32 protein-coding genes and 1 riboswitch are annotated in these 26,403 nt (G+C 72.1%); of the genes, 19 read left to right on the forward strand and 13 right to left on the reverse strand.

Features of this window, described 5'->3' with window-relative positions; genetic code table 11:
* Positions 1–19 precede the first annotated feature (19 nt).
* Together EP26_RS17045 and EP26_RS17050 are read right to left on the reverse strand one after the other, a co-directional pair.
* Entirely contained in the window at positions 20–292 is a 273-nt protein-coding gene (locus tag EP26_RS17045; RefSeq protein ID WP_043340260.1) for a hypothetical protein, read from the reverse strand.
* Between the two features lie 173 nt (positions 293–465).
* Positions 466–1,479 (reverse strand): DUF2125 domain-containing protein, encoded by a 1,014-nt coding sequence (locus EP26_RS17050; protein WP_084112616.1) that lies wholly within the window; start codon positions 1,477–1,479, stop codon positions 466–468.
* Between the two features lie 59 nt (positions 1,480–1,538).
* Here EP26_RS17050 and EP26_RS17055 point away from each other — a divergent pair, with 59 nt between their 5' ends.
* Entirely contained in the window at positions 1,539–2,069 is a 531-nt protein-coding gene (locus EP26_RS17055) for a gamma-glutamylcyclotransferase (RefSeq protein ID WP_043340266.1), read from the forward strand.
* Between the two features lie 225 nt (positions 2,070–2,294).
* On the opposite strand, the gene EP26_RS17060 is transcribed toward EP26_RS17055, so the two are convergent.
* Genes EP26_RS17060 through EP26_RS17075 form a run of 4 tightly spaced genes read right to left on the reverse strand, consistent with a single transcriptional unit; the run spans position 2,295 to position 5,230 of the window.
* Positions 2,295–3,053, reverse strand: coding sequence for a lysophospholipid acyltransferase family protein (locus EP26_RS17060; RefSeq protein ID WP_043340269.1), 759 nt, complete (start codon positions 3,051–3,053; stop codon positions 2,295–2,297).
* On the reverse strand, positions 3,053–3,679 hold the full coding sequence (locus EP26_RS17065) for a YdcF family protein (RefSeq protein WP_052389303.1): 627 nt from the start codon (positions 3,677–3,679) through the stop codon (positions 3,053–3,055). Before EP26_RS17065 ends, EP26_RS17060 begins: the two co-directional genes overlap by 1 nt.
* On the reverse strand, positions 3,676–4,572 hold the full coding sequence (locus tag EP26_RS17070; protein WP_043340274.1) for an FtsX-like permease family protein: 897 nt from the start codon (positions 4,570–4,572) through the stop codon (positions 3,676–3,678). The genes EP26_RS17065 and EP26_RS17070 overlap by 4 nt, the downstream gene beginning before the upstream one ends.
* Complete coding sequence (locus EP26_RS17075) at positions 4,565–5,230, reverse strand: cell division ATP-binding protein FtsE (protein WP_043340276.1); 666 nt, start codon at positions 5,228–5,230, stop codon at positions 4,565–4,567. Before EP26_RS17075 ends, EP26_RS17070 begins: the two co-directional genes overlap by 8 nt.
* An 11-nt stretch (positions 5,231–5,241) precedes the next feature.
* On the opposite strand from EP26_RS17075, the gene EP26_RS17080 reads away from it, so the two are divergent.
* Positions 5,242–5,718: a zinc-ribbon domain-containing protein gene (locus tag EP26_RS17080; RefSeq protein ID WP_084112617.1), complete on the forward strand. Its 477-nt coding sequence runs from the start codon at positions 5,242–5,244 to the stop codon at positions 5,716–5,718.
* Between the two features lie 92 nt (positions 5,719–5,810).
* Here the strand turns inward: EP26_RS17080 and EP26_RS17085 are convergent, their stop codons facing one another.
* From EP26_RS17085 to rlmB, 4 genes are all read right to left on the reverse strand, one after another.
* Positions 5,811–6,389, reverse strand: a complete 579-nt coding sequence (locus EP26_RS17085; RefSeq protein ID WP_043340278.1) for a LysE family translocator — start codon at positions 6,387–6,389, stop codon at positions 5,811–5,813.
* 127 nt (positions 6,390–6,516) lie between these two features.
* Positions 6,517–6,744, reverse strand: a complete 228-nt coding sequence (locus tag EP26_RS17090) for a hypothetical protein (protein ID WP_043340280.1) — start codon at positions 6,742–6,744, stop codon at positions 6,517–6,519.
* A gap of 109 nt (positions 6,745–6,853) precedes the next feature.
* Positions 6,854–7,618 (reverse strand): 2-keto-4-pentenoate hydratase, encoded by a 765-nt coding sequence (locus EP26_RS17095; protein ID WP_043340281.1) that lies wholly within the window; start codon positions 7,616–7,618, stop codon positions 6,854–6,856.
* A 14-nt stretch (positions 7,619–7,632) separates the two neighbouring features.
* The gene (rlmB, locus tag EP26_RS17100) at positions 7,633–8,412 is read right to left on the reverse strand and encodes a 23S rRNA (guanosine(2251)-2'-O)-methyltransferase RlmB (protein ID WP_211259461.1); all 780 of its coding nucleotides are present in this window, start codon (positions 8,410–8,412) and stop codon (positions 7,633–7,635) included.
* Between the two features lie 79 nt (positions 8,413–8,491).
* Here rlmB and EP26_RS17105 point away from each other — a divergent pair, with 79 nt between their 5' ends.
* The 5 genes from EP26_RS17105 to EP26_RS17125 all read left to right on the forward strand — a co-directional run bounded on the left by EP26_RS17105 (position 8,492) and on the right by EP26_RS17125 (position 11,965).
* Positions 8,492–10,078, forward strand: coding sequence for a rhodanese-like domain-containing protein (locus tag EP26_RS17105; protein ID WP_043340284.1), 1,587 nt, complete (start codon positions 8,492–8,494; stop codon positions 10,076–10,078).
* On the forward strand, positions 10,075–10,824 hold the full coding sequence (locus EP26_RS17110) for a ComF family protein (protein ID WP_084112619.1): 750 nt from the start codon (positions 10,075–10,077) through the stop codon (positions 10,822–10,824). Before EP26_RS17105 ends, EP26_RS17110 begins: the two co-directional genes overlap by 4 nt.
* A 51-nt stretch (positions 10,825–10,875) precedes the next feature.
* Positions 10,876–11,109: a hypothetical protein gene (locus EP26_RS17115; protein WP_043340286.1), complete on the forward strand. Its 234-nt coding sequence runs from the start codon at positions 10,876–10,878 to the stop codon at positions 11,107–11,109.
* A gap of 31 nt (positions 11,110–11,140) precedes the next feature.
* On the forward strand, positions 11,141–11,398 hold the full coding sequence (gene grxC / locus EP26_RS17120) for a glutaredoxin 3 (RefSeq protein WP_043340287.1): 258 nt from the start codon (positions 11,141–11,143) through the stop codon (positions 11,396–11,398).
* A 99-nt stretch (positions 11,399–11,497) separates the two neighbouring features.
* Positions 11,498–11,965, forward strand: a complete 468-nt coding sequence (locus tag EP26_RS17125) for a DUF1178 family protein (RefSeq protein ID WP_043340288.1) — start codon at positions 11,498–11,500, stop codon at positions 11,963–11,965.
* 3 nt (positions 11,966–11,968) lie between these two features.
* Here EP26_RS17125 and ubiG read toward each other — a convergent pair whose 3' ends face one another.
* Complete coding sequence (gene ubiG, locus EP26_RS17130) at positions 11,969–12,661, reverse strand: bifunctional 2-polyprenyl-6-hydroxyphenol methylase/3-demethylubiquinol 3-O-methyltransferase UbiG (protein WP_043340289.1); 693 nt, start codon at positions 12,659–12,661, stop codon at positions 11,969–11,971.
* A 108-nt stretch (positions 12,662–12,769) separates the two neighbouring features.
* On the opposite strand from ubiG, the gene EP26_RS17135 reads away from it, so the two are divergent.
* The 5 genes from EP26_RS17135 (at position 12,770) to EP26_RS34945 (ending at position 17,406) form a co-directional block, all read left to right on the forward strand.
* Positions 12,770–13,993, forward strand: a complete 1,224-nt coding sequence (locus EP26_RS17135) for an aspartate kinase (protein ID WP_043340291.1) — start codon at positions 12,770–12,772, stop codon at positions 13,991–13,993.
* Positions 13,993–15,033, forward strand: coding sequence for an NAD(P)H-dependent flavin oxidoreductase (locus EP26_RS17140; RefSeq protein ID WP_052389304.1), 1,041 nt, complete (start codon positions 13,993–13,995; stop codon positions 15,031–15,033). Before EP26_RS17135 ends, EP26_RS17140 begins: the two co-directional genes overlap by 1 nt.
* A gap of 101 nt (positions 15,034–15,134) precedes the next feature.
* Positions 15,135–16,046: a helix-turn-helix domain-containing protein gene (locus tag EP26_RS17145; RefSeq protein ID WP_245624435.1), complete on the forward strand. Its 912-nt coding sequence runs from the start codon at positions 15,135–15,137 to the stop codon at positions 16,044–16,046.
* 74 nt (positions 16,047–16,120) lie between these two features.
* Positions 16,121–17,251 (forward strand): flavodoxin-dependent (E)-4-hydroxy-3-methylbut-2-enyl-diphosphate synthase, encoded by a 1,131-nt coding sequence (gene ispG / locus EP26_RS17150; protein WP_043340293.1) that lies wholly within the window; start codon positions 16,121–16,123, stop codon positions 17,249–17,251.
* A 2-nt stretch (positions 17,252–17,253) separates the two neighbouring features.
* Positions 17,254–17,406: a hypothetical protein gene (locus tag EP26_RS34945; RefSeq protein ID WP_157033596.1), complete on the forward strand. Its 153-nt coding sequence runs from the start codon at positions 17,254–17,256 to the stop codon at positions 17,404–17,406.
* 23 nt (positions 17,407–17,429) lie between these two features.
* Here the strand turns inward: EP26_RS34945 and EP26_RS17155 are convergent, their stop codons facing one another.
* Entirely contained in the window at positions 17,430–18,011 is a 582-nt protein-coding gene (locus EP26_RS17155; RefSeq protein WP_052389306.1) for a DUF4142 domain-containing protein, read from the reverse strand.
* 116 nt (positions 18,012–18,127) lie between these two features.
* On the opposite strand from EP26_RS17155, the gene hisS reads away from it, so the two are divergent.
* From hisS to EP26_RS17185, 6 genes are all read left to right on the forward strand, one after another.
* On the forward strand, positions 18,128–19,375 hold the full coding sequence (hisS, locus tag EP26_RS17160; RefSeq protein WP_043340294.1) for a histidine--tRNA ligase: 1,248 nt from the start codon (positions 18,128–18,130) through the stop codon (positions 19,373–19,375).
* Positions 19,372–20,427, forward strand: coding sequence for a peptide chain release factor 1 (prfA, locus tag EP26_RS17165; RefSeq protein ID WP_043340295.1), 1,056 nt, complete (start codon positions 19,372–19,374; stop codon positions 20,425–20,427). Before hisS ends, prfA begins: the two co-directional genes overlap by 4 nt.
* Entirely contained in the window at positions 20,424–21,293 is an 870-nt protein-coding gene (gene prmC / locus EP26_RS17170; RefSeq protein WP_043340297.1) for a peptide chain release factor N(5)-glutamine methyltransferase, read from the forward strand. Before prfA ends, prmC begins: the two co-directional genes overlap by 4 nt.
* A 243-nt stretch (positions 21,294–21,536) precedes the next feature.
* On the forward strand, positions 21,537–22,061 hold the full coding sequence (locus tag EP26_RS17175) for a DUF4167 domain-containing protein (protein ID WP_084112620.1): 525 nt from the start codon (positions 21,537–21,539) through the stop codon (positions 22,059–22,061).
* Between the two features lie 54 nt (positions 22,062–22,115).
* Positions 22,116–22,223, forward strand: a riboswitch (TPP riboswitch).
* A 67-nt stretch (positions 22,224–22,290) separates the two neighbouring features.
* Positions 22,291–24,108 (forward strand): phosphomethylpyrimidine synthase ThiC, encoded by a 1,818-nt coding sequence (gene thiC / locus EP26_RS17180; protein WP_043340299.1) that lies wholly within the window; start codon positions 22,291–22,293, stop codon positions 24,106–24,108.
* A gap of 110 nt (positions 24,109–24,218) precedes the next feature.
* A complete protein-coding gene (locus EP26_RS17185; RefSeq protein WP_043340300.1) occupies positions 24,219–24,692 on the forward strand; it encodes a VOC family protein in 474 nt (157 codons plus the stop codon).
* 333 nt (positions 24,693–25,025) lie between these two features.
* Here EP26_RS17185 and EP26_RS17190 read toward each other — a convergent pair whose 3' ends face one another.
* Entirely contained in the window at positions 25,026–25,796 is a 771-nt protein-coding gene (locus tag EP26_RS17190; RefSeq protein WP_043340302.1) for an MOSC domain-containing protein, read from the reverse strand.
* A 125-nt stretch (positions 25,797–25,921) separates the two neighbouring features.
* Here EP26_RS17190 and EP26_RS17195 point away from each other — a divergent pair.
* On the forward strand, positions 25,922–26,403 hold a 482-nt coding region (locus EP26_RS17195), incomplete at its 3' end, for a Clp protease N-terminal domain-containing protein (RefSeq protein WP_281177098.1).

Raw genomic sequence — 26,403 nt, forward strand, 5'->3', positions numbered from 1 at the left:
CTGCACATTAACTTTGCCGTCAAGCGGCCAATTGCAAGGCCGAACCGGCAACGACTCGCACCTCCATCACGCCCATCACCTGCCCGAGGTTGCCGGCAACGAGATGCACCATCTCCTCTGGCATGGCGTCGAGCACCAGTTCCACCCGCATGTCGTCGCCCTCGCGCCGCGCCGTCATGGCGTCGGCGGTCAGGTCGCGCTTGGCGAGTGGCTGGAGCAGGCGCGGCAGCAGCCCCGGGCTGCTCTCGGCGAGCACGGAAAATCGGACGGAGACGAGGTTAGAATCGCACATGATGGAAGCTTCCGGACTGGCGTGTGGGTGGGCGGGACAACCCGGCGGCGCGGACGCGCCGTACCCACGGCGCGGCTCAGGCAGCCGGGCCGGTAATTCGCGCAGTGCGGAGGAAGCGAGTGTGCATCGAGGCGGAGCCTAGCCCATCGCGCCTGGCCTGGCCACCCCTCATCTCACGGCCACTCCCAGGCGCCGATCCGCCCGACCGCCATGCCGGCGATGCCGAGGCGCTGCCGCTCCAGCGTCACCGGCACATCGATCCGCGGCGGCCCGCCCTCCGGCGGCACCCGGGCCAGCATGCCGACCATCCTCCGCGCCATCCCCGCCCCGCGCGGCGCCACCACCCCGGCCGCCACCAGCGCATCCAGCGCCGCCGCCGCCCCGGTCAGCCGCAGCGTGCCCGCCCCCATCGGCTGCAATTCCCGGTCGAGCGACAGCGTCGCCTGGAGCACCGCCACCGCCGGCCCCCAGGCGAGGTCGAGGCGCGACACGGCCAGCGTCCCGCCACCATCGCGCCAAGCGGCGGCCTGCGCCCGCGGCCCGCCCGGCGGCGGCACCGGCCCGGTCAGCGCCGCCTCGATCCCGGCCCGCACCACCCGCCCACCCAGCCCCGCCACCGGCACCGGCAACTCCACCCCGTCGAGCCCGCCCCGCAGCGCCAGCGCCGTCTCGCCCTCGGCAGCGCCCTCACGCGTCTCGAGATCGAGCCGCAGCCCCGCCACCCCCAGCCCGCCGATCCTGAGCCCGCCCCCCTCGATCGCCGCCTCGCTCGGCAGTGCCCGCCGCTCGACCGGCAGGCGCGCGACCAGCCGCTCCGCCGTCACCGGCACCTCCGCATCCCCGAGCCGCAGCCGGTGCTCTCCCGCCAGCACCACCTCCAGCCGCATCGGCCGCAGCATCTCGACGGCGAGGTCGAGCGACGGCGCCCGCCACTCCACCCCTTCGGATGCCAGCCGGAAATCCGGCACCCGCAGCCGCACGACCAGCGGCCAGCCGCCGCGCACCGGCGCCCCATGCTCCACCACCCAGCCTTCGGCTTGCCGCGCCGCCGCCCAGCCGGCGAGCCCCGCCTCCACCTGCCCCGCCATCCAGCGCCAGAGCACCACCTGCCCCAGCCCGAGCAGCAGCAGCAACGCCAGCCCCCCGAGAAGGAGACGGCGGGGGAGGGGGTTCGGCTTGGCTGGCATGATGCCCGGCGCTATACCGCGCCCCCACGCGGCAGGCGATTGCCGATACCCGGACCCGCATGCCCGAATCCCTCCATATCTTCGCCTATGGCTCGCTGATCTGGCGCCCCGGCTTCGCCTACGAGTCGCGTCACCCTGCGCTGCTGCGTGGCTTCCACCGCCGCTTCTGCCTCACCAGCCGCCACTACCGCGGCACGGCGGAGCAGCCCGGCCTGGTCCTCGGCCTCGACCGCGGCGGCGCCTGCCGCGGCGTCGCCTTCGCCGTCGCCCCCGAAGCGGCGGAGGAAACCCTCGCCTATCTCGACGCGCGGGAGAATGTCGCCGGCGAGATTGTCTACACCCGCCGCCTGCTGCCCGTCCGCCTGCTTGATGACGGCCGCACCGTACAAGCCGTCACCTATGTCGCGAACCGCCGCCACGCCGCCTATTGCCGCCCGGCGCCGGAGGTTGCCGCCGCCGCCATCGCCCTCGGCATCGGCCAGGCGGGGGCGAACCGGGACTACCTGATGAACACCGTCTCCCATCTCCGCGACCTCGGCATCCGCGACGCCGCGCTCGACCGCATCGCCGCCCTGCTGCCGCCGGGCTGAGTCCCGGGAACAAAGCATCCACACTTCTCCCAACCCCTTCAATTTGCGGCCGAATCATTGAAGAGCGCGTGATCGGGGCCGGGGGACGGCTTGTGGCTATCTCGCGGAATATCCGCCTATTTCAATGCGTTAGCCTGTGCAATGTGCGGTGGATGAGTGGCCCTGCACAAGCCTCCTCTGTGGAAAAACCCCGCTCCGGCAGCAGCTTGCGGTCTCCGGCTGGCCTCACGGCGCAGCGGTCGGCACCAACTCATCCACGGTTTTATCCACAGGGGCCAGGCCCATCAGCCGGTCCGTCTCCCGCTCGATGACGGCCTCCAACTCGCGCATCAGCACCGGCCTCGGCAGCCCCGCCGGCAGCGGCGGCAGCACGGCGATGGAGATCACCCCCGGCCGCTTGCGGAAGGCCCGCCGCCCCCAGAGCCGCCCGCTATCGGTCGCCACCGGGATCACCGGCAGCCCCGTCGCCGAGGCCAGCGCCGCAATCCCCGGCTGATAAGGGCTGTGCTGCCCCGGCGCCACCCGCGTCCCCTCGGGGAAGATGACGAGCTGCCGCCCCGCCGCCATCGCCTTTCGCCCGTCCTTCAGCAGCTGCCGCATCGCCGCCCCGCCGCCCTCGCGGTCCACCGGAATCATCCCCGCCTTGGCGACGAGGAAGCCGTAGAAGGGAATGCGCAGCAATTCCTGCTTCAGCACGTAGCAGCAGCGCGGCACCAGCAGCAGCCAGATGATGGTGTCGAGCGCCGACTGGTGCTTCGCCGCGATCAGCGCCGGCCCGGACTGCGGCAGGTGCTCCCGCCCCGTTACATGCAGGCGGATGCCGCAGATCAGCCGCAGCTCCTGCACCACCAGCCAGGCCCAGAAGCGGATCACCGGCATGGTCCAGCGGCCGGGCGCCAGGAGCACCGGCGTCGCTAGCACCGCGACCATCGCCGTGCTGCCGAAAAAGGCAATGTTGAACAGAACAGAACGAAGCCAGGTCATCAAGGGGGATCCAGGGGCAGGCCGAGCAGGTAGGGCAGGCCGGCCCAGGCTGCGAGGAATTTCAGGTACTCCCCCGCCAGCAGCGACCAGGTCCTCGCCCGTCCGCCCGCTGCCGGGTCGCGCAGCCTGGCCGGCACCACGGGATGGGCAACCAGCACAACCTCCGGCAGGCGTCGCCGCAGCTCCAGCAGCGCCCGCGGCATGTGATAGCCCGCCGTCACCACCAGGAGCGAGCGGATTTCCTTCGCTCGCGCCCAATCGGCGATCTCGGCGGCATTGCCCCGCGTCGTCGTCGCCCGCGGCCCGAGGCTGACGCGCTCGCCGAGCGCCTCCGGCTCCAGCGCCGCCAGCCGCGCCAGGTCGGCCAAAGTCACCTGCGGATGCACGCCGGAGACGAGCAGATGCTCCGCCCGCCCCTCGCGCAGCAGCCGCAACCCGGTCTCGACGCGCTCCGCCCCGCCGGTCAGCACCGCGATGCCATCCGTATGCCGCCCCGGCTCCGCCGGCCCCTGCCCCGCCACCACCAGGAACCAGCCGAAGCCGAGAACCAGCAGGCTGAAGCCCAGCACCGGCGCCAGCACCAGCCAGCGCCGCCTCTTCCTGCTCCGGAGGGCCGCCTCGCTCACGGCAGCCGCCGCAGCCAGCGCCGCACCGTCACCTGTGCCGTCAGCCAGCCGAGCGCCGCGCCCAGCAGCGGCAGCAGGGCGAGCGCCGCCCAGGGCACGCTCCCCCAGGGCAGCCCCGCCACCGACCCCGCCGGCACCTGCCCGAGCAGCGGCGCCGCCAGATCGGCGAAGCCCGCCAGCACCGGCGCCGCCAGCAGCGTCCCGAGCAGCGCCCCGGTCCCCACCAGCAGCCCCGCCCGCCCGGCGAAACGCCCGGCGATATCGGTATCCGTCGCACCCATGTCGTGCAGCAGGGCGATCGCCGCCCGCCGCGCCGCGATCCCCGCCCGCACCGCGACCGCGACCACCGCCGCCGCGATCCCCGCCACCAGCACCAGCGCCGCGAGCGCCACCGTTTGCAGGCTCCGTGCCAGCGCCACCAGCCGCGCCACCCAGACGCCATGCGACTCGACCACGCCCCCAGGCACCGCCGCCGCGATCCGCCCCGCCAGCTCGTCGGGCGAGGCCGGCAGCTCCGCCAGCCGCAGCTCGATCACCAGCGGCAGCGCGACTGCCGGCGCCTCGCCCAGCCAGGGCCTGAGCAGCGCCTGCATCTGCGCCTCGCTCATCACTCTGGCCTCGGCCACCTCCGGCAGCGCCTCGAGCGCCGCCAGCGCCCGCTCCAGCCGCCCGCCCGAGGCGGCGGCCGGCGGCAGCTGCACCGTCACCGCCGCGGCGGCGCCGGCCTCCCACCGCGCCGTCAGCTCCGCCGCCCCCTGCGCTCCGGCGAGGGCCAGCGCCGCCAGCAACGCCATCGCCGCCACCAGCGCCGGCAGCAGCCGGTCCGACAGCGCCCGTCGCAGCCCGAGCGGATCCCGCCCCCGGCTGCGCCTTACTCTTGGCGGCCTAGCCATGCGCCACCAGCCGTCCTTCCTCCATGCGCAGCGCCGGAGCCGGATGCTCGGCGACCAGACCCTCCGCATGGGTCGCCACGACAACGGTAGTGCCCAGCCGATGCATCTCCCGCAGCAGCGCCAGCACCCGCCGCGCCTGCACGCCGTCGAGGTTGCCTGTCGGCTCGTCCGCGACCAGCAGGGCAGGGCGCATCACCACCGCCCGGGCGAGCGCCACCCGCTGCTGCTCACCGCCCGAGAGCGTCGCCGGCAGCGCCCCCGCCTTCGCATCGAGCCCCGTCCAGCGCAGCATCTCGCCGACATCCGCCCGCAGCTGCGCTTCCGCCCGCCCGGCGATGCGCATCGGCAGCGCCACGTTGTCGAAGACGGTGAGGTGCGGCAGCAGCCGGAAATCCTGATAGACCACGCCGATCCTGCGCCGGAGCCCCGGCAGCGCCCCGCGCCGTAGTCGGGAAAGCGGCTGGCCCAGCACCTCTACCTCCCCCCGGCTCGGCCTCAGGGCGAGATGCATCAGCCCGAGCAGCGAGGACTTCCCCGCGCCCGATGGCCCGAGCAGCCAGTGGAAGCTGCCCTGCGGCAGGACGAAGCTGACGTCGCGCAGCACCTCCGGCGCCGGCCCGGACCCGTATCGCAGCCCGACATCATCGAAGCGCACCATGGGGCCGGACAATGCCGCCGCCGGGCCGGCACGCCAAGGCCCGTGCGCGGGCGCTTGCGGCGCGGGCAGGGGGGCCGCACATTACGGCCCCGATGCGCATCCATTGCCCCCAATGCCAAGCCGCCTATGACGTGCCGGAGCGGCTGATCGCCGGCGGGCGGATGCTGCGCTGCGTGAAGTGCCGCCACGAATGGGCCGAGGCCGCCCCGCCGCCCCCCGCCGCGCCGCCCGAAGCACCATCACCGAAGCCGCCGCCGCCCGAGCCGGACCGGCCCCTGCCGCCGCCGATCCCGACGCAGAACCGCCTGCACCAGCCCATCGACCCGCCGAAGCCGCCACGCCGCGCCCGCCTGGCCCTCGCCGCCGCCTGGGCCGCCTCCGCGCTGGTGCTCATCGGCTTCGTCATCGCCCTGCTCGCCTGGCAGGCGCCGATCACCGCCGCCTGGCCCCCCGCCGCCCGCCTCTACGTGCTGCTCGGCCGCGCCTGATCCGAGGCCGGCATCCGCCCAACCGTTGCTAAGCCGATGCCGGTCTTGCCCGTGTCGAGCCAGCGATTCACGCCCTGGACTTCGATTGAGCCCTACCGCAGCAACGGCCCCACCAGCAGCAGCACGCCGAACCCCGCCACCGCCGTCGCCCCGAGCCGCGGCACAACCCCGGCGATGCCCCGCCGCGCCGCCGCCCGCCCCAGCACCGCGCCGAGCCCGATCCAGCCCACCGCCACCGTGACCAGCAGCGCGAGAAAGCCGAGCATGTAAGGCAGCACCGGCGCCTTGCCGAAGGGGACGATGCCGAGCGCGAAGACGATGGCCTTTGGATTGAGCAGCGTGGTGAGGAACAACTGCCGCGGCCTTACCAGCCCCGCCCCCACCACCGCGCCGGCGCCCCGCCGCCACAGCCGCCAGGCCAGCATGAGCAGATAGGCCCCGACCGCCGCCCGCAGCGCCGCCGCCAGCAGCGGCTGCCCCGCCATCACCGGCCCCAACACCAGGCCAAGCGTCAGGATGGCGATGCCATACCCCGCCGCCTCCGCCGGCACGAGCGGCAGGGAGCGCCGCAGCCCCACCATCGCCCCGGAGGTCGCCAGCAGCGTATTGGTCGGCCCCGGCGTCGCCAGCACGGCGAGCACGGCAAGGGCGAAAAGCAGCGGGTCTTTCATGGGTCCTCGGGCGGCAATGTCCCGAGGCGCTTAGAGCAAACCCCGGCCGGATGGAATCATCCAGCCGGCGGTATTCGCTTGCCGGAGCACCACGCTGAAGCCGCCCCGGCCCGCTGCGGGCCCGGTCTCAGGCATGCCCGATCGGCCCGAATGCATCGTAGCTCGTCGCCGTCACCACGGCGGCGAAGAGCCGCAGCGCATCCGGCCCGCCGCGATCGCTCAGCGTGCCCTGTTCCATCTCGATGGCCAGCAGCCTGGCATGTTCCGCCAGGGTCTCCGTGGCACGGCGCAACGCCTCGCGCGAGAGGGCGAGTTGCAGGTCGTCGGTCAGCAAATTCCAGTCGGCGGGCGGCATGGGGTTTCCCAATCCCTGTCGCCATCCTGGCGGAAGCCAATACTTAGCCACCACATGGTGGCCGCTGCATCCTGCCCCATCGCCGATTAACGCCCCCTTTCCGCCGCCATCACACCAAGCGGAGCCGCGCCTCCCCCAGCCCCTCGAATTCGGCGATGACCTCGCAGGGCCCCTCCAGCCAGACCGGCAGTGTCACCGAGCCGAGCCAGACCACCTGCCCCGCCCGCAGCCCGCCGAATTCCCGCGCCGCCCCCGACCCGGCGAGCCAGGCCAGCGCCTCCAGCGGATGGCCAAGCAGCTCCCGCCCATGCCCCTCCGCCACCACCTTTCCGCCGATGTGGAAGCGGCCGCGCACCGAAGCGAGGTCGATCTCCCGCCACCCCGCGACCGGCGCCCCGATCACCCCCGAAGCATGGAAGACCTGGTCGGCGATCAGCGCCGGCGTCCCCAACTCCATGAGGTCGCCATAGCGCCGCTCGACGATCTCGATGGCGGGGAACAACTCCCCCACAGCCTCGGCCGCCTGTGCCCGGGTGCAGGGCCCGGCCGGCAGGTCCCGCCCGAGCCGCACCCCGATCTCGCACTCGACCCCCGGCGCGACGAAATCCGCGAAGCGGAACTCCGTCCCGCTCGGATTGACGCTCGCCGCCGTCACGAACCCCGCCGCCGGCCCACCGAGGCCGAGATACTCCTGCATCTTCCGCGTCGTCGCGCCGATCTTGAAGCCGGCCGGGGGCAGGGCGCCCAGCGCCGCGGCAACCTCGCGCTGCACCGCATAGCCCTCGGCCTCATTCTTGGGGGCCGCGCCCCCGAGCGGCGCCAACACCCGCCGCCCCCGCCTCGCCTCGAGGATCGCCTCCGCCGCCGCCCCCATCGCTTCCTCCGTTATTACTTCCGCCCCAACTCATACAGCGCCACCGCGGCGGCAGCCGAGACGTTGAGGCTCTCCATCTCCGGCGCGATGGGCAGCCGGCACAGCTCGTCGCAGCCCTCCCGCGTGAGCCGCCGCATCCCGTCGCCCTCCGCCCCGAGCACCAGCGCCACCCTACGCCCGCCGAGGCCCGACTGCGCCAGCGTCACCGGCGCCTCGCCCGCCAGCCCGACGACCCAAAGTCCCGCCTTCTTCAGCTCGTCGAGCGCCCGCGCCAGGTTCACCACGCGTACCACCGGCACGATCTCGAGCGCGCCCGAGGCCGCCCGCGCCAGCGCCCCCGTCTCCGGCGGCGCATGCCGGTCCTGCATCACCAGCGCCGACGCCCCGAAGGCCGCGGCAGAGCGCAGGATCGCCCCGATATTCCTGGGGTCCGTCACCTGATCGAGCACCAGGACCGGCCCCGAGCCATGCTCCACCGCCCGGTCGAGCGTCAGGTTCGGCAGCGGCTCCACCAGCAGCGCCGCGCCCTGATGCACCGCATCCTCCGGCAGGAAGGTGGCGAAGCGCCCTCGCTCCACCCGCTCCGGCGCCACCCGCCAGCGCTCGCCGAGCCGCGCCGCCAGCGCCGCCTCCGCATCCTCCGTCACCAGCAGCCGCTTCAGCCGCCGCGCCGGGTTGGCCAGCGCCGCCGCCACCGCATGCAGCCCGTAGAGCCACAGCCCGCCGGCCCCTCCACGCGCCTCAGCCTGGGGCGGACGGCGAGGGGCGGGCGGGGTCTGGCTCGATCGACGCATGCGTCCATTTGGCCCGCGCCCGTGTTGCTGTCCATGCCCCTGCGACATACCCTCCGCCGCAAGACCGAGGACGCGACAGATGCAGAGGATCACCCCCGCCACCCTCAAATCCTGGATCGGCGACGGGCAGGAGCTCGCCATCCTCGATGCCCGCGAGGATGGCGAGTTCGGCCGCTCCCACCTGTTCTGGGCCAATCCCTGCGGCCTCTCCCGCGCCGAGCTGCGGGCGCGGGCCATCCTGCCCCGCCTCGCCACCCGCATCGCCTGCGTCGATGGCGGCGAAGGCGGCCTCGCCGAGCGCCTCGCCACCTATCTGGAGGGCATCGGCTGCACCGACGTCTCGGTCATGGAAGGCGGCACCCCCGCCTGGGAAGCCGCCGGCTACGTCCTCTTCTCCGGCGTCAACGTGCCCTCCAAGGCCTTCGGCGAATGGGTGGAGCACCACTACCACACCCCCTCCATCGACCCGGCCGAGCTGCAGGCGATGCGCGCCTCGGGCGAGCGCATGGTCATCCTCGACAGCCGACCGATGGACGAGTTCCGCCGCATGTCCATCCCCGGCGCCATCGACGTGCCGGGCGGCGAGCTGGTCTACCGCATCGGCGACATCGCCCCCGACCCGCAGACGACCATCGTGGTGAACTGCGCCGGCCGCACCCGCAGCATCATGGGCGCCGAGAGCCTCCGCAGCGCCGGCCTGCCCAACAAGATCGTGGCGCTGCGCAACGGCACCATGGGCTGGGAGCTGGCCGGCTTCGCCTGCGAGACCGGCCGCACCGACACCTACCGCCCCGGTACGCCCGAAAGCCTGCCGGAAGCCCTCGCCCGCGCCACCGCCTTCGCCGGGCGGGCCGGGGTGAAGACCCTCCGCCGGGCCGACCTTCCCGCCCTCATGGCGGATGCGAGCCGCACCACCTACCTCCTCGACGTCCGCGACCCGGCCGAATACGCCGCCGGCCACCTCGCCGGCAGCCGCAGCGCCCCCGGCGGCCAGTTGGTCCAGGCGACCGACCAGTGGGTCGCCGTCCGCGGCGCCCGCGTCGTGCTGGTGGACGACACCGGCGTCCGCGCCCGCATGGCCGGCGGCTGGCTCCGCCAGCTCGGCCAGTGGGAGGTCCATGTGCTGGAAGACGGCCTCAGCGGCCCGCTGGAAACCGGCCTCTGGCGCCCCGCCTGCCCCGAGGCCGATGCCATCGAGGCCGAGACCGTCACCCCCGCCGAGCTCTCCGCGCTGCTCGCCGAAGGCGGCGCCCAGGTCGTCCAGCTCTCCCGCTCCATCGACTTCCGTGAGGCGCATATCCCCGGCGCGCTCTGGGGCATCCGCACCCGCCTCGCCGCGCTTGCCCGCCGCCTCACCGCCGGCCGCCCGGTCGTGGTGACGGCGCCCGACGAGGCCACCGCCCGCCTCGCCATCCCCGAACTCCAGGCCCTGACCTCTGCCCCGGTGCGCCTGCTGTCCGGCGGCCTCGCCGCCTGGCGCGAGGCCGGCCTCCCCCTCGCGGCCAACCGCCGCACCCCGGAGGATGCCGACTGCCTCGACACCTATCTCCGCCCCTATGACCGCAACGAGGGCGTCGAGGCGGCCATGCACGAATACCTCTCCTGGGAGATCGACCTGGTCCACGAGGTCGCCCGCGACGGCGACGCCCGCTTCGGCCAGATGTGAGCATCCTCGCCCGCCTCGGCATCCGCCTCCTGGATGCCGTGCTCCCACCCCACTGCCTCACCTGCGAGGCAGAGGTCGGCGAGCAGGGCACGCTCTGCGAGGCCTGCCATGGCGGCCTCGCCTTCCTGGCCGAGCCCCTCTGCCCGCATTGCGGCGTGCCGCTCGCCAAGCCCGCCCCGTTCTGCCTCACCTGCGAGATGCAGCCCCCCGCCTTCTCCGCCGCCCGCGCCGCCCTGCGCTACGACGATGCCGCCCAGCGCCTGCTGCTGCCCTTCAAATATGCCGACCGCACCGAGCTGGCCGGCTTCCTTGCCCGCCAGATGGCCGCCGCCGGCGCCTCCCTGCTGGCCCGCGCCGACCTCATCGCCCCCGTGCCCCTGCATTGGCGCCGCCAATTCGCCCGCCGCTACAACCAGGCCGGGCTGCTCGCCGCCCGCCTCGCCCGCCGCGCCCGCAAGCCCTATGCGCCGCGCCTGCTCCGCCGCATCCGCCGCACCATCCCCTTGGGCGAGCTGGGCGCCGACGAGCGCGAGGAGGTCCTGCGCGGCGCCTTCGCCCTCGGCTTCCGCGCCGGCCCGCGCATCGCCGGCCGCCGGGTGCTGCTGGTGGATGACATCCTCACCTCCGGCGCCACCGCCGAGGCCTGCGCCCGCATCCTGCTCGATGGCGGCGCCGCCGCGGTCGACATCCTCGCCGCTGCCCGCGTCCCCGATCCCCGGTCCGATTCGGCGCTAACCGCCGCTTAATGCAAATCCGGCATCCTGCCCGCGTCCCCCAATACGGAAGGATGCGGCAAGATGCCCGGAACGCCCGACCCCGATCCCTTCACCATCCCGCCCCCGCCGGCCGAGCCCATCCTCAGCCGCCGCACCCCGCCGCCGCCACCGTCCGAGCCGCCCGGCCCGGCCCCGACTCAATCCAGCCGCAGCATGGAGGAGGACAACGCACTCCGCCATTTCGCCCTGGCCCTCGCCCTGGTCTTCGCCCCGGCGGCAGTCCTGCTCAGCCTCGCGATCCTCCCCGGCCCTTGATCCGGATGGGCCGGGTGCCAAGCTCCATGGCATGCCCAAGGTCGAAATCTACACCATCCCGTTCTGCCCCTATTGCGAGCGCGCCAAGGCGCTGCTCGGCCGGAAGGGCGTGTCGTTCGAGGAGATCGACGCCCCCACCGGCTCCCAGGCGCGGAAGGACGCCATTTCCCGCTCCGGCGGCCGCACCACCGTGCCGCAGATCTTCATCGACGGGCAGGCGATCGGCGGCTCCGACGACCTCACCGCCCTCGAGCGCGCCGGCAGGCTGGACCCGCTGCTCGCCGCCTGAATTCCGCCGGCGCAAGGGTCTGGCACTCGAATTGCTCGACTGCCAGGCTATATTGCGGATCGGTTGCGGCCCGCAGGTGGGCCCAGGGATGAGCGGGGAATGATCCACTACGATCTGCGCTGCGGCGCCGGGCACGACTTCGACAGCTGGTTCAAGGACAGCGAGGCCTTCGCCGCCCAGTCGAAGGCCGGTTTCGTCGAATGCCCGGTCTGCGGCTCGAAGGATGTCAGCAAGCGGCTGATGGCCCCGGCCATCCCGAAGAAGGGCCGCACCCGCGCGAAGGAGGCCCCGGCCCAGCCCCCGGCCCCCGTCGCCGCGGCCCCTGCGGCCCCGCCGCCGCCGCCCATCCCGGCGCAAATGGTCGCCTTCCTCCAGCGCATCCGCGCCGAGGTCGAGAAGAGCGCCGATTATGTCGGCCGCGACTTCGCCGAGGAGGCCCGTAAGATCCACCGCGGCGAGAGCGAGCGCACCGCCATCTACGGCGAGGCCTCCGATGCCGATGCCGAGGCGCTGCGCGACGAAGGCATCGAGGTCGCCCGCATCCCCTGGGTGCCGCTGGCCGACTAGCCCCTATCGGGCCATGACGATGTAGTTGACGCCGACATCGCGGCTGACCCGCCAGCCGCCGCCCGCGCCCATGCTCAGCCCGGCGATGTCGGCGACGCGCAGCCCCGCCGCCCTGAGGTCCGCCCCCAGCTCCGCCGGCCGGACGAACATCCGCCAGTCATGCGTACCCACCGGCAGCAGCCGCAGCAGGTACTCCGCCCCGAGCTTCGCCATCAGGAAGGAGCGCGGCGTCCGGTTCAGCGTCGAGAGGAAGACCGGCCCGCCCGGCTTCACCAGCCGCGCCAGCTGCCGGCAGAACTCCACCCGGTCCGCCACATGCTCGATCACCTCGAGGGCTATGACGGCATCGAAGCCGTCCGTCTCCAGCGCCTCCGGCATCCCCTCCCGGTAGTCGATATCGAGACCCTGGCTCGCCGCATGCGCCCGCGCGGCCCCGAGCGCCGAGGCCGCGGCATCGAGCCCCGTCACCCGCGCCCCGGCCCGCGCCAGTGCCTCGCTCGCCAGCCCGGCCCCGCAGCCGACATCCAGCACCCGCAGCCCGTCGAGCTTTCCGCCAAGCCGCTGGATGATCCAGCCCATCCGCGCCGGATTCATCGCGTGCAGCGGCGCCATCGGCCCCTTCGGGTCCCACCATTCCGCCGCCAGCCGGTCGAATTTGGCGATCTCCGCGCCGATTGCGGTTCCGGGTCCCGGCATGCGCGCTCCTCTTCCGGTTGCGGCCCGCGGGCCGGATCGGTATCTGTGCCGCCTTTCGCGCGGTCGCAACCGCCGCCGCGGCCTAATTTCGGACCCAGACGCCCCGCCATGGCCCGCATCGTGATGAAGTTCGGCGGCACCTCCGTCGCCGATCTCGACCGTATCCGCAACGTCGCCCGCCGCGTCCAGCGCGAGGTGGAGGCGGGCAACGAGGTCGCCGTGGTGGTCTCCGCCATGTCCGGCGTGACGAACCAGCTGGTCAAATGGTGCCAGGAGCTCTCGCCGCTCCATGACGCCCGCGAGTACGACACGGTCGTCGCCACCGGCGAGCAGGTGACCATTGGCCTGCTGTCCATCGCCCTGCAGACCATCGGCGTCGATGCCCGCTCCTGGCAGGGCTGGCAGGTGCCCATCATCACCGATGCCGCCCATGGCAAGGCCCGCGTCGAGAGCATCGATGGCACCCTCCTGATCGAGCGGATGCAATCCGGCCAGGTCCCCGTCATCGCCGGCTTCCAGGGCCTCGAGCCCGTCCGCAACCGCATCACGACGCTCGGCCGCGGCGGCTCCGACCTCTCGGCCGTCGCCATCGCCGCCGCGGTGAAGGCCGACCGTTGCGACATCTACACCGATGTCGACGGCATCTACACCACCGACCCCCGCATCGTCCCCCGCGCCCGCAAGCTGGAGCAAATCAGCTACGAGGAAATGCTGGAACTCGCCTCGGTGGGTGCCAAGGTGCTGCAGACCCGCTCGGTCGAGCTCGCCATGAAGCAGCGCGTGCGGGTGCAGGTGCTATCCAGTTTCGAGGACAAGCCAGGTTCCCTGGTGGTGGATGAGGACGAGATCGTGGAACAGCCGGTCGTGAGCGGCATCGCCTATTCCCGTGACGACGCCAAGGTGACGCTCCGCCGCGTGCCGGACCGGCCGGGCGTCGCCGCCAATGTCTTCGGCACCCTGGCGAAGGCGAATGTCAACGTGGACATGATCGTCCAGAACATCGGCGCCGACGGCACCACGGACATGACCTTCACCGTTGGCAAGGCCGACCTCGCCCGCGCCCAGGACGTGCTGGAGAAGGCCCGCGCCGAGATGGGCTTCGAGAGCCTCGTCGCCGACCCCGACGTCGCCAAGATCAGCGTCGTCGGCGTCGGCATGCGCAGCCATGCGGGCGTCGCCAACACCATGTTTGGGGCCCTGGCCGAGAAGGGCATCAACATCCAGGTCATCTCCACCAGCGAGATCAAGGTGAGCGTCCTGGTCGGCGCCGACTACACCGAGCTCGCCGTCCGCGCCCTCCACACCGCCTACGGCCTGGACGGCCCCGGCTGATGGACGGCATCACCCCCACCGCCGCCCCCGGCATGGCCGCCCTCGACCGGCTGATGGAGCGCGGCGCCGCCTTCCTCGGCAGCCGCTACGCCATCCTCGGCGGCGCCATGTCCTGGGTCAGCGAGCGCAACCTCGTCGCCGCCCTCTCCAATGCCGGCGCCTTCGGCGTCATCGCCTGCGGCGCGATGGAGCCCGACCGGCTGGCCCAGGAGATCGCGGGCACCCAGGCCCTCACGCGCCGCCCCTTCGGCGTCAACCTCATCACCATGCACCCGCGCCTCGACGCGCTGGTCGAGACCTGCCTCGAGGCGAAGGTCGGCCACATCGTCTTCGCCGGCGGCATCCCGCCCGGCTCGGCCATCAAGCGGGCGAAGGAGGGCGGCGCCAAGGTCGTCTGCTTCGCCCCGGCGCTCGCGCTCGCCAAGAAGCTCGTCCGCTCCGGCGCCGATGCCCTGGTCATCGAGGGCTCCGAGGCCGGCGGCCATATCGGCCCCGTCTCCCTCAACGTGCTGGCGCAGGAGATCCTCCCCGCCATGGCCGAGCAGGTGCCGATCTTCGTGGCGGGGGGCATCGGCCGCGGCGAGGCCATGCTCTCCTACCTGGAAATGGGCGCCGCCGGCGCTCAGCTCGGCACCCGCTTCGTCTGCGCGACGGAATGCGTCGCCCATCCGCTGTTCAAGCGCGCCTTCATCCGCGGCGCCGCCCGCGACGCCGTGCCGACACTCCAGATCGACGAGCGCTTCCCCGTCATCCCGGTCCGCGCGCTGACCAATGCCGGCACCAAGCGCTTCATGGCCCATCAGGCCGAGATGCTGGCCAAATTCCAGGCCGGTGAGCTGTCGAAGGAAGCCGCCCAGCTCGAGATCGAGCATTTCTGGGCCGGCGCCCTCCGCCGCGCCGTGGTGGACGGCGATGTGGAGAACGGCAGCCTGATGGCCGGCCAGTCCGTCGGCATGGTGGACCGCGAGGCCCCGGCGGCGGAGATCATCGCCGAGCTGATCGGCCAGGCCGCCGCCGCCCTGGCTCGCCGCGGAGCCTGAGCCGCAACGGGTGACGGGCGGGTGACGCGTACAACCGGGGATGCGATTCGGTTTGCCGCAAGGCCGACCAGGGTCTACATCCCGGAAACGTGTTGGACGACATGAAACGCCCCTTCCGCCCCGAACCCTCTGCCGGCGAGGCCGCCCGCCTCGGAGAGGAGCTGCGCGACGCCCGCTTCGCCCTCGGCTTCTCCATCGAGGACATCGCCGCCTCGCTCCGCATCCGCCGTCCCTATCTGGTGGCGCTGGAGGAGGGTAGGGTGCGCGACCTGCCGGCCCCCGCCTATGCCGTCGGCTTCGTCCGCACCTATGCCCGCGCCCTCGGCCTCGACGAGGATGAGGTCGTCCGCCGCTTCCGCGAGGCCAGCGGCCCGGCAGTGCAGCGCAAGACGGACCTTGTCTTCCCCGAGCCGGTGCCGGAGCGCGGCCTGCCCGCCGGCGCCGTGATCCTGGTCGGCGCGGTGCTCGCGGTCGGCGCCTATATCGGCTGGTATCAATGGTCCGGCAGCGGCAACCGCACGGTCGATGCCGTCCCTCCCGTTCCGGCCCGCATCGAGCGGGCCGCCCGGCCAGAGCCGCCGCCCGCCCCGGCTCCCGACCTCGCCGCCCCGCCGCCTTCGCTGGCCGCGCCCCCCGCCGCCTCGCCGCTGAACGCCCAGGCCGCCCCGCCGCCCCCCGCGCCGCCGCCTGCGGCCGCCACGCCGGAAGGCCGTATCGTCCTCCGCGCCAAGGCCGATGCCTGGATTCAGCTCCGCGACCGCGCCACCGGCACGGTCATCCTCAACCGCGTCCTCCGCCCCGGCGAGACCTATACGGTGCCGCCACGCGACGGCCTGCTCTTCACCACCGGCAATGCCGGCGGCCTCGACATCTTGGTGGATGGCCAGCCCGTCCCCGCCCTGGGCGGCGCCCAGTCCGTTCGCCGCGACCTGCTGCTGGAGCCGGACCGGCTGAAATCCGGCCAGCCGCTCCAGGCCGCCACTCCCGCGCCGGCGCCTCGCCCCGCGCAATGATCCGCCAGGCGGCTTGGGCATCCGTGCCCGCGCTGCCATATTGCCCGCCAGGACCCAAACGGGATTTTCACCGCATGAGCTATCGCCCGTACCAGATGATCACCCGGCGCAAGTCGCGCCAGATCATGGTGGGCAAGGTGCCGGTCGGCGGCGACGCCCCGATCACCGTCCAGACCATGACCAACACCCCAACCGAGGATGCCGCGGCGACCATCGCCCAGATCCGCCGGGCCGAGGTGGCGGGCGTCGACATCGTCCGCGTCTCCTGCCCGACGCCGGAGAGCACCGCTGCGCTGCATGAGATCGTGCGCGAGGTGAATGTCCCGATCGTCGCCGACATCCACTTCCACTACCGCCGCGCCATCGAGGCGGCGAAGGCCGGCGCTGCCTGCCTCCGCATCAACCCAGGAAACATCGGCAGCGCCGACCGGGTGAAAGAGGTGGTGAAGGCCGCCCGCGACCACGGCTGCTCCATCCGCATCGGCGTCAACGCCGGCAGCCTGGAGAAGCACCTGCTCGACAAATACGGCGAGCCCAACCCGGAGGCCCTGGTCGAGAGCGCCCTCTGGCACGCCGCCCACCTGCAGGACAACGACTTCCACGAGTTCAAGATCAGCGTGAAGGCGTCCGACGTCTTCCTCGCGGCGGCGGCCTACCAGCAGCTCGCCGAGGTCTGCGACCACCCGCTCCACATCGGCATCACCGAGGCGGGCGGCAAGCGCACCGGCACGGTGAAGAGCGCCATCGGCCTCGGCAGCCTGCTCTGGGCCGGCATCGGCGACACCATCCGCGTCTCCCTCTCGGCGGAGCCCGAGGAGGAGGTCCATGTCGGCTGGGAGATCCTGAAGTCGCTGGGGCTGCGCCATCGCGGCGTGAAGATCATCTCCTGCCCCTCCTGCGCCCGGCAGGGCTTCAACGTCATCAAGACGGTGGAGACGCTGGAGGAGCGGCTGGCCCATATCGAGACGCCGGTGACGCTCTCGATCATCGGCTGCGTGGTGAACGGCCCCGGCGAGGCGCTGATGACCGATATCGGCCTCACCGGCGGCGGTGCCGGCCGGCACATGATCTACGCCTCCGGCAAGACCGACCACACCATCGACGAGGCCGCCATGGTCGACCACCTGGTCGAGCTGGTGGAGCGCCGCGTCGAGGCGATCAAGGCCGCGGACGCCGCCGAGAAGGCCGCGCTCGCGGCCGAATAGCGGTGAACGGCCTCGGCTTCTCCGCCCTGCTGCTCGGCCGGCTGAAGCCGCGGGAGGAGGCCGCGCCCCGCGACCTCCGCCGCCTCGCCTGGATGCTGCTGGCCGAGCTGGTGCTCTTTCTCGCCATCACCCTGGCAGACCGCCTGCCGCGCTGAGCGGCAGGCGGCCCTGAGGCACCTCAGCGGTGGCTATGGGTGGCGCCCCGCGCGCTCGTCCGCGTCCCCTCCAGCCGCTGCGCCGCCTGCAGATGCTCCTGCAGCACCGGCAGGTGGCGCTGGGCGAAGGCCTTCACATCCGGATCAGTCCCGTCCCGCGCCTCGGTCTGGAAAGCCGTTACATCCTCCTGGTGGTCCGCGACCATCGCCTGGGCGAAGGCCCGGTCGAAGGCCCGGCCGCGCAGCCCGGCCAGCCGGTCATACATCGCCTGGTGATGCGCGCCCATGCTGTCCGGCGGGGTGATCTGCTTCTGCTGGGCGAGGGCCAGCATCTCCTGGTTGATCTGGGTATGGTCCGCCACCATCCGCTCACCGAGGCGCCGCACCGCCGGGGAGCTTCCGCGCTGCTGGGCGAGCCGGCCCATCTGCACCTCGGCGATGCCGCCGCGGGTCGCCGTCGTCATGAAGCCGGCATCGGTGGTGGAGAGGGTCGGGTTCACCTGCGCCTTCGCCGCGGCGACCGTGGTATCCGCCGCCTGCTGCGTCTGCGCGCAGCCCATGAGCAGGGCGGGCATCAGCGCCGCCGACCAGAGCCATTGTCTCATCCTGCGTCTCCTTGGCCGTATGATCCCGTAAACGGGCGGTGTAACAGCGCCTGAGAACCGGCACCGTTCCGTTGCGTCGCTTGCCCTCAACGGGACGGAGGGCTATCCGGCATCCCATGAGCTCCCTGCAACCCGCCCGCGGCACCCGTGACCTGATCGGCGAGGAGTTCCGCCGCCACCACCACGTCATCGACACCGCGCGCCAGATCGCGGCCCTCTACGGCTTCGAGGAATGGGCGACGCCCATCTTCGAGGATACCCGCGTCTTCGCCCGCGGCCTCGGCGACACCTCGGATGTCGTCTCGAAGGAGATGTACAGCTTCGAGGATCGCGGCGGCGAGAGCGTCACCCTGCGCCCCGAGAACACCGCCGGCGTCTGCCGCGCCCTGGTCAGCAACGGCCTCACCCAGGCGAACCTGCCCCGCAAGGTCTTCTACGCGGGGCCGATGTTCCGCTACGAGCGCCCGCAGAAGGGCCGCTACCGCCAGTTCACCCAGATCGGCATCGAGGTGCTCGGCGCCGCCGAGCCGCTGGCCGATGCCGAGGTCATCGCCTGCGGCTGGCACATCCAGCAGGCGCTCGGCATCACCGAGGGCACGGTTCTCGAGATCAACACCCTCGGCGACGCCGCCAGCCGCGACGCCTACCGCGCCGCCCTCGTCGCCTACTTCACCGCCCACCAGGACCGCCTCTCCGCCGACAGCCGCATGCGCCTCGAGCGCAACCCCCTGCGCATCCTCGACAGCAAGGACGAGGGCGACCGCGCCATCATCGCCGACGCACCCACCATCTTCGACCACCTTACCCCCGAGGCTGCCGCCTTCTTCGACGCGGTCCAGCGCCATTTGGCGGCCTTCGCCGTTCCCTTCCGCATCAACCCGCGGATCGTGCGCGGCCTCGACTACTACAGCCACACCGCCTTCGAATTCGTCACCGAACGCCTCGGCGCCCAGGGCACGGTGATGGGCGGCGGCCGCTACAACGGTTTGGTCGAGGAGATGGGCGGCCCGCCCACCCCCTCCGTCGGCTGGGCCGCCGGCGTCGACCGCCTGGCCCTGCTGATCGAGGCCATGGGCCTCACCCCCGCCGCCCCCCGCCCCGTCGCCGTCATTCCCGTCGGCGACACCGCTGAAGCCCCGGCGCTCGCCCTGCTGCAAAGCCTCCGCCAGGCCGGCATCCCCGCCGAGATCGCCTACAAGGGAAACCTGAAGCGCCGCATGGAGCGCGCCAACCGCCAGTCCGCCCGCGCCGCCGTAATCCTCGGCGAGGAGGAGCTGGCGAATGGCACCGCCCAGCTCCGCGACCTCGACGCCGGCACGCAGCAGGTGGTCCCGCTGGCGGAGATCCCCGGCCGCCTCGCATGAGCATTTCCGACAAGCTCGACCGCGTCCTGACCCGCGCCGAGGAGGTCCGCCACCTCCTCTCGACGGCCGAGGGCAGCCAGTTCGGCGCCCTCTCCAAGGAACTGTCCGAACTCGAACCCCTGGTCGAGAAGGTCGAAGCCCTCCGCGCCGCCATCCGCGCCCGCGACGAGGCCGAGGCCATGCTCGGCGACCCCGAGCTGCGCGAACTTGCCGAGGACGAGTACCTCGCCCAGAAGGAGGCCGTCCCCCGCCTGGAGCGCGAGGTCCGCCTCATGCTCCTGCCCAAGGACAGCGCCGACGAGCGCAGCGCCATCCTCGAGATCCGCCCCGCCGCCGGCGGCGACGAGGCCGCCCTCTTCGCCGCCGAGCTGTTCCGCGCCTACCAGCGCTACGCCGAAAGCCGCCGCTGGCGCTTCGAGGTCCTGGAATACGACGAGGGCGAGCTGGGCGGCGTGAAGGGCGCCACCGCCGAGATCGCCGGCACCGGCGTCTTCGCCCGCTTCAAGTACGAGAGCGGCGTCCACCGCGTCCAGCGCGTGCCCGCGACCGAGACGCAGGGCCGCATCCATACCTCCACGGTGACGGTCGCCATCATGCCGGAAGCCGAGGAGGTGGACGTCCAGATCAACGAGAGCGACCTCCGCATCGACACCTACCGGGCGAGCGGCGCCGGCGGCCAGCATGTCAACAAGACCGACAGCGCCGTCCGCATCACCCACATCCCGACGGGCACGGTAGTGGCGATGCAGGAGGAGCGCAGCCAGCACAAGAACCGCGCCAAGGCGATGAAGGTGCTGCGCGCCCGCATCTACGAGGCTCAGCGCGCCCGCCTCAGCGAAGGCCGCGCCGCCGACCGCAAGTCCCAGGTCGGCACCGGCGACCGCAGCGAGCGCATCCGCACCTACAATTTCCCCCAGGGGCGGGTGACCGACCACCGCATCGGCCTGACTCTCCACAAGATCGATAAGGTCATGCTCGGCGATTTTGACGAGATCATCGACGCCCTGACCCAGGAGGACGAGGCCGCCCGCCTCGCCGCCGAGGGCGAGTGACCGCCTGCGCCGATCCTGCCGGGACGGTCGGCTTCTTCCTCTGCCGCGCCGGCCAGGCCCTCCGCGCCGCCGCCATCGAGACCCCCCGCCAGGAGGCCCGCCTCCTCCTCGCCCACAGCCTCGCCTGCCGCGAGGAGGACCTGCTGCGCGACCCGCGCGCCCCCGTCCCCCCCGAGGCCGCCGCCCGCTTCGCCACCCTGCTCCGCCGCCGCCTCGACCACGCCCCCATCGCCCATCTGCTGGGCGAGGCCGAATTCTGGTCGCTCCCCTTCCGCGTCTCCGCCGCGACCCTGATCCCCCGCCCCGATTCCGAGAGCCTGGTCGAAGCCGCCCTCGACGCCTTCCCCGACCGCTCGGCCCCCCTCCGCCTGCTCGACCTCGGCACCGGCACCGGCTGCCTGCTGCTGGCGACCCTCTCCGAGTACCCGCAGGCGACCGGCATCGGCCTCGACCGCATCCCCGCCGCCGCCGCCCTGGCGCAGGAGAACGCAAGCCGCCTCGGCCTCGCCCCTCGCGCCCGCTTCCTCGCCGCCGACTGGGCCGCCCCGCTCGCCGCCCGCTTCGACCTGATCCTCTCCAACCCCCCCTATATCGAGAGCGCGGCGATCCCCGCCCTGATGCCCGACGTCGCCCGCCACGAGCCCGCCTCCGCGCTCGATGGCGGCGCCGACGGCCTCGCCGCCTACCGTCACCTCGCCACGATCCTCCCCGGCCTGCTCGCCCCCGGCGGCCGGGCCGTGCTGGAACTCGGCCAGGGCCAGCGCCCCGCCGTCGAGGCCCTGGCCCGCGCCGCCGGCCTCACCCCCATCGCCTGCCGCCCCGACCTCGGCGGCATCGACCGCGCCCTGGTCCTGGCCACGGAATGACCCAATCTTGCGCGGCACCGCAAAAAAACAGTTTGGCGCCGGGCCCGGCAGCGACTAGCTTGAGGGCAGGCCTTCGCGTGCCGGCGGGCTTGTCCCACGCTGCGCAGGCCCCAATCCGTAGGGCAGCCCTGGCAAGCATGGCGTCCGCGGCGCTTTGAACCACATCGACCGCCACTGCCGATCCGGCCCGACAATCGGGCGGGGACGGGGCGGTCAAGCTGCGAGACGGCAGACGCAATACCGATGAACATGAAACGGATTCGCGGCCGCAGCCACCGGCATGGTGGAGGCGGCGGAGGCGGCGGCGGCGGTGGCGGCGGGCAATATCGCCAGGCCTCCCACCAGCCGATGAGCCGGAACCACGTCTTCGACTCTAACGGCCCCGACATGCGCCTGCGCGGCACCGCGCAGCAGCTCTTCGAGAAGTACCTCCAGCTCGGCCGCGATGCGACCGGCTCGGGCGACCGGGTGATGGCCGAGAGCTACTTCCAGCACGCGGAGCATTATTTCCGCATCATCAACGCCATGAATCAGGTCCAGCAGCAGCAGGGCGGCCAGCAGCAGCAGCCCCGCCGCTACCAGAACGGCCCCGATAGCGGCGAGGGCGGCGAGAACCAGGGTGACCAGCAGCCCGAGTTCAACGGCCATGCCCAGAACGGCCAATCCAACGGCCAGCCCTACAACCAGAACGGCCAGTCCATGGACAACGGCCAGGACGAGGACGAGCAGCCCGCCCAGCCCGGGATGCGCGAGCGCGAGCAGCTCTGACGCAGCGCGCCACATCGGCGCGTTGACAGCCTCGGGCGCCGGCCCCAGGCTACCGGATGTTCCAAGGGGGGCCCCAGCAGGGGCTGAGAACGGCGTTGCCGCCGTGACCCTTCGAACCTGATCCGGGTCATGCCGGCGTAGGGAACGGAACAAGCGGGCAGCGCCCCCGAGGGCCATGCCCGCCCCCGCACGTCACACCACCCGGATCTCCAACTCAGGAGGTCCAAGAATGCCCGATATCTTCCCGCCCGAGACCCTCGAGGTCACCACCGGCCCGCTGCCGGCCTCGCGCAAGATCCACGTCGCCGGCACCCACCACCCCGACATCCGCGTGGCGATGCGCGAGATCGCGCTCGACCCTTCGGCCAACGAGCCGCCGCTCCGCGTCTACGACACCTCCGGCCCCTATACCGACCCGCTTCACCCGACCGACATCCGCCGCGGCCTCCCCCCCCTCCGCGCCGGCTGGATCGAATCGCGCGGCGATGTCGAGGCCTATGACGGCCGCGACCCCAAGCCCGAGGATGACGGGTTGAAGCCCGGCGAGGCCCGCCGCGTCCCCGTCTTCGACCGCGCCAACCGCCAGCCCCTCCGCGCCCGCGCGGGCGCGGCGCCCACCCAGCTCGCCTATGCCCGCGCCGGCATCGTCACGCCGGAGATGGAATACATTGCCATCCGCGAGAATCTCGGCCGCGCCAAGCTGCGCGAGGCCGCCGAGCGCGACGGCGAAAGCTTCGGCGCCGCCATCCCCGACTACGTCACGGCGGAGTTCGTCCGCGACGAGGTCGCCCGCGGCCGCGCCATCATCCCCGCCAACATCAACCACCCGGAATCGGAGCCGATGGCGATCGGCCGTAATTTCCTGGTGAAGATCAACGCCAATATCGGCAACAGCGCCGTCGCCTCCTCCGTCGCGCAGGAGGTGGACAAGCTCGTCTGGGCCATCCGCTGGGGCGCCGACACGGTGATGGACCTCTCGACGGGCCGCAACATCCACACGACCCGCGAATGGATCATCCGCAACTCGCCCGTCCCCATCGGCACCGTCCCCATCTACCAGGCGCTGGAGAAGGTCGGCGGCAAGGCGGAGGACCTCACCTGGGAGATCTTCCGCGACACGCTGATCGAGCAGGCCGAGCAGGGCGTGGACTACTTCACCATCCATGCCGGCGTGCGCCTGGCCTACATCCCGCTGACGGCCAAGCGCGTGACGGGCATCGTCTCCCGCGGCGGCTCCATCATGGCGAAGTGGTGCCTGGCGCATCATCAGGAGAATTTCCTCTACACGCATTTCGCCGAGATCTGCGAGATCATGCGGGCCTATGACGTCAGCTTCTCGCTCGGCGACGGTCTCCGCCCCGGCTCCATCGCCGACGCCAACGACGCCGCCCAATTCGCCGAGCTGGAGACCCTCGGCGAACTCACCAAGCTCGCCTGGGCTCGCGACGTGCAGGTAATGATCGAGGGCCCCGGCCACGTGCCGATGCACAAGATCCAGGTCAACATGACCAAGCAGCTCGAGGTCTGCGGCGAAGCCCCCTTCTACACCCTCGGCCCGCTCACGACCGACATCGCCCCCGGCTACGACCACATCACCAGCGGCATCGGCGCCGCGATGATCGGCTGGTTCGGCTGCGCCATGCTCTGCTACGTCACGCCGAAGGAGCATCTCGGCCTGCCGGACCGCGACGACGTGAAGACCGGCGTCATCACCTACAAGATCGCCGCCCATGCCGCCGACCTCGCCAAGGGCCACCCCGCCGCCAAGCTCCGCGACGACGCCCTCAGCCGCGCCCGCTTCGAATTCCGCTGGCGCGACCAGTTCAACCTCGGCCTCGACCCGGAGACGGCCGAGCGCTTCCACGACCAGACCCTGCCGGCGGAAGGGGCCAAGCTCGCCCATTTCTGCTCCATGTGCGGCCCGAAATTCTGCTCGATGAAGATCAGCCAGGAGGTCCGCGAGGCCGCACAGCAGGGCATGGAGGAGATGTCGGAGCGCTTCCGCGGCAATGGCGGCGAGATCTACCTCCCGCCCGTGGCGCGTTGAGAGAAAATCCGGGGAGAAGGTATTCTCCCCGGACCCCTCATCTATTTCTCCGGGTTTACCGAATACGCTATCCTGGCACCCGGAACGGCGCTGCAGCAGGAGGGTCAGCGATGCCGAAGAACACGATCTGCCTCTGGTTCGACAAGGATGCCGAGGCCGCCGCCTGCTTCTACGCTGCGACCTTCCCCGACAGCGCGGTTGTCGCCGTCCACCGCGCCCCGGCCGACTACCCGGCCGGCAAGCAGGGCGATGTGTTGACGGTGGAGTTCACCGTTGCCGGCATCCCCTGCCTCGGCCTGAACGGCGGCCCCGCCTTCCGGCACAGCGAGGCCTTCTCCTTCCAGATCGCCACCGACGACCAGGAGGAGACCGACCGCTACTGGAACGCCATCGTCGGCAATGGCGGCCAGGAGAGCGCCTGCGGCTGGTGCAAGGACCGCTGGGGCATCTCCTGGCAGATCACCCCCCGCGTCCTGACCGAAGCGATCGCCGCCGGCGGCGAGGAGGCGAGGCGCGCCTTCGAAGCCATGATGACCATGCGGAAGATCGACGTCGCGGCGATCGAGGCCGCCCGGCGCGGCTGACGCCCGGCCTCCGCGCTTGCATCGGCGCAGGCCCAAGTATATAGGAATAAAAGCCAACAGCCGAGCCGTGCCCGCCGCTTCGCCGCAGGGCGCCTAAATCCCTAAAAACTTGAATTCCCCACTCGGCCTCCAGCAAGATCAACGCCTTGGTGCGGGCCCGCTTCAATTCTTGAGCCCTGGCACCGCCCTCCGGGGGAGTCTTGAACGCCTATCCAACCCGGCCCCTGCCCGATGCTTCCCCGCAGCTTCGCCATGGAGGGCTGTACAGGGCGTTGGACGTTGAGCGCCATCCGAGGCCTCCGCGAAACCGCGAAGCGGTTTCGCGGGGAAGTCTCAGTGCAGCAGCTCTCCCTGCAACGGCTCCAGCGCATCGCCCACCGCCAGCCGCCCGCCCTCGATCACCTCGGCATAGACGCCGAGATCGGCATGCCCGAACGCCTCCCGCAGCACCTTGGGCGGCTTCGCATCCCGCTCCGCCGTCTCCGGGTTCACCTCCGTCGCCGGGCAACGCACGATCCGCTTGAACACTCGCAGCCGCGCCCCGCCGAGCTGGATCTCCTGCCCCACCAGGCCGAAATCCGCCCAGGGGACGCCGCCCGAGACATAGACATTCGCCCGGAACCGCAGCGGGTCGAGCCGCATCCCCGCCGCCGCCTCCAGCGCGGCGAGGCTGGCAAGGCTGATGATGGAGACGCATTTCGCCGCCACATCGGTGAAATTATGCCCCGGCGCCTCGACGAAACGCGGCACCCCGCGCGCCTCCTCGCCCATGAAGTCGGCCAGGAAAGCCGCGATCGCCGCCCGCCCCGCCTCGCTCCTGGTATCGCCGATGAAGGCCGCCCCCTCCGGCGGCCGGATCAGCAACTGCCCGCTGCGTGGGTCGAAGGCCGTGTGCAGCAGCGCCAGCCTGGCATTCGCCATCAGGCAGCCGAAATGCCGCTTCTGCATCCAGCTCGGCGCCGCCGGGTCGAAGGGTGCATCCCCCTGGGCGAGCGCGAAGCGGCGGTCATGCGGCAGGCACTCGCCCTCGCGGAGGGTGACCTCCTCCATCGCCTCGGCGGTGAGGCCCTTCACCGGGTACCGGTAGATATGTTCGACCCGCATCGGAATAAATTCTCCCGCCTCTTGACCACGCGCAAGGCGAATTACCACATCCCGTGGCGAACTGGGTGCCGTCGTCGCCTCTTGAGGGGCGGTGGAACCCGTCGCCTCGATGAGGGACAAGACTGATGGACATTGAGAAATTCACCGAACGGTCCCGCGGCTTCCTCCAGGCCGCCCAGACCATCGCCATCCGCGAGTACCACCAGCGCGTCACGCCCGAGCACCTGCTCAAGGCGCTGCTCGACGATGATCAGGGCGCGGCCGCGGGCCTGATCCGCGCCGCCGGCGGCGACCCCGCCCGCGCGAAGCAGGCCGTCGACCTCGAAGTCAGCCGCCAGCCGAAAGTCACCGGCGGCGGTGCCGGCCAGCCGCAATTCACGCCGGACATCGTCCGCGTGCTCGACGCCGCGCAGCAGCAGGCCCAGCGCGCCGGCGACGAATACGTCGCCCAGGACCGCCTGCTGGTCGCGCTCGCCGCCAGCGACGGCGCGGCCGGCCGCATCCTCAAGCAGGCCGGCGCCGATGCCCAGCGCTTGGAGGCCGCCGTCACCGACCTCCGCAAGGGCCGCAAGGTCGACAGCCAGAACGCCGAGCAGAGCTTCGACGC

The sequence above is a fragment of the Belnapia moabensis DSM 16746 genome (assembly GCF_000745835.1).
GTDB lineage: Bacteria > Pseudomonadota > Alphaproteobacteria > Acetobacterales > Acetobacteraceae > Belnapia > Belnapia moabensis.

Coding starts and splice junctions, on each gene's coding strand:
- EP26_RS17155 (WP_052389306.1), bottom strand. CDS start 18,011: ATGAGACAATGGCTCTGGTCGGCGGCGCTGATGCCCGCCCTGCTCATG.
- EP26_RS17105 (WP_043340284.1), top strand. CDS start 8,492: ATGCAGAGGATCACCCCCGCCACCCTCAAATCCTGGATCGGCGACGGG.
- EP26_RS17145 (WP_245624435.1), top strand. CDS start 15,135: ATGAAACGCCCCTTCCGCCCCGAACCCTCTGCCGGCGAGGCCGCCCGC.
- EP26_RS17080 (WP_084112617.1), top strand. CDS start 5,242: ATGCCGCCGCCGGGCCGGCACGCCAAGGCCCGTGCGCGGGCGCTTGCG.
- prfA (WP_043340295.1), top strand. CDS start 19,372: ATGAGCATTTCCGACAAGCTCGACCGCGTCCTGACCCGCGCCGAGGAG.
- thiC (WP_043340299.1), top strand. CDS start 22,291: ATGCCCGATATCTTCCCGCCCGAGACCCTCGAGGTCACCACCGGCCCG.
- EP26_RS17140 (WP_052389304.1), top strand. CDS start 13,993: ATGGACGGCATCACCCCCACCGCCGCCCCCGGCATGGCCGCCCTCGAC.
- EP26_RS17060 (WP_043340269.1), bottom strand. CDS start 3,053: ATGACCTGGCTTCGTTCTGTTCTGTTCAACATTGCCTTTTTCGGCAGC.
- EP26_RS17050 (WP_084112616.1), bottom strand. CDS start 1,479: ATGCCAGCCAAGCCGAACCCCCTCCCCCGCCGTCTCCTTCTCGGGGGG.
- ispG (WP_043340293.1), top strand. CDS start 16,121: ATGAGCTATCGCCCGTACCAGATGATCACCCGGCGCAAGTCGCGCCAG.
- grxC (WP_043340287.1), top strand. CDS start 11,141: ATGCCCAAGGTCGAAATCTACACCATCCCGTTCTGCCCCTATTGCGAG.
- EP26_RS17125 (WP_043340288.1), top strand. CDS start 11,498: ATGATCCACTACGATCTGCGCTGCGGCGCCGGGCACGACTTCGACAGC.
- EP26_RS17175 (WP_084112620.1), top strand. CDS start 21,537: ATGAACATGAAACGGATTCGCGGCCGCAGCCACCGGCATGGTGGAGGC.
- EP26_RS17085 (WP_043340278.1), bottom strand. CDS start 6,389: ATGAAAGACCCGCTGCTTTTCGCCCTTGCCGTGCTCGCCGTGCTGGCG.
- ubiG (WP_043340289.1), bottom strand. CDS start 12,661: ATGCCGGGACCCGGAACCGCAATCGGCGCGGAGATCGCCAAATTCGAC.
- EP26_RS17045 (WP_043340260.1), bottom strand. CDS start 292: ATGTGCGATTCTAACCTCGTCTCCGTCCGATTTTCCGTGCTCGCCGAG.
- EP26_RS17090 (WP_043340280.1), bottom strand. CDS start 6,744: ATGCCGCCCGCCGACTGGAATTTGCTGACCGACGACCTGCAACTCGCC.
- hisS (WP_043340294.1), top strand. CDS start 18,128: ATGAGCTCCCTGCAACCCGCCCGCGGCACCCGTGACCTGATCGGCGAG.
- EP26_RS17070 (WP_043340274.1), bottom strand. CDS start 4,572: ATGGCTAGGCCGCCAAGAGTAAGGCGCAGCCGGGGGCGGGATCCGCTC.
- EP26_RS17115 (WP_043340286.1), top strand. CDS start 10,876: ATGCCCGGAACGCCCGACCCCGATCCCTTCACCATCCCGCCCCCGCCG.
- rlmB (WP_211259461.1), bottom strand. CDS start 8,412: ATGCGTCGATCGAGCCAGACCCCGCCCGCCCCTCGCCGTCCGCCCCAG.
- EP26_RS17095 (WP_043340281.1), bottom strand. CDS start 7,618: ATGGGGGCGGCGGCGGAGGCGATCCTCGAGGCGAGGCGGGGGCGGCGG.
- EP26_RS17055 (WP_043340266.1), top strand. CDS start 1,539: ATGCCCGAATCCCTCCATATCTTCGCCTATGGCTCGCTGATCTGGCGC.
- EP26_RS17190 (WP_043340302.1), bottom strand. CDS start 25,796: ATGCGGGTCGAACATATCTACCGGTACCCGGTGAAGGGCCTCACCGCC.
- EP26_RS17185 (WP_043340300.1), top strand. CDS start 24,219: ATGCCGAAGAACACGATCTGCCTCTGGTTCGACAAGGATGCCGAGGCC.
- EP26_RS17075 (WP_043340276.1), bottom strand. CDS start 5,230: ATGGTGCGCTTCGATGATGTCGGGCTGCGATACGGGTCCGGGCCGGCG.
- EP26_RS17135 (WP_043340291.1), top strand. CDS start 12,770: ATGGCCCGCATCGTGATGAAGTTCGGCGGCACCTCCGTCGCCGATCTC.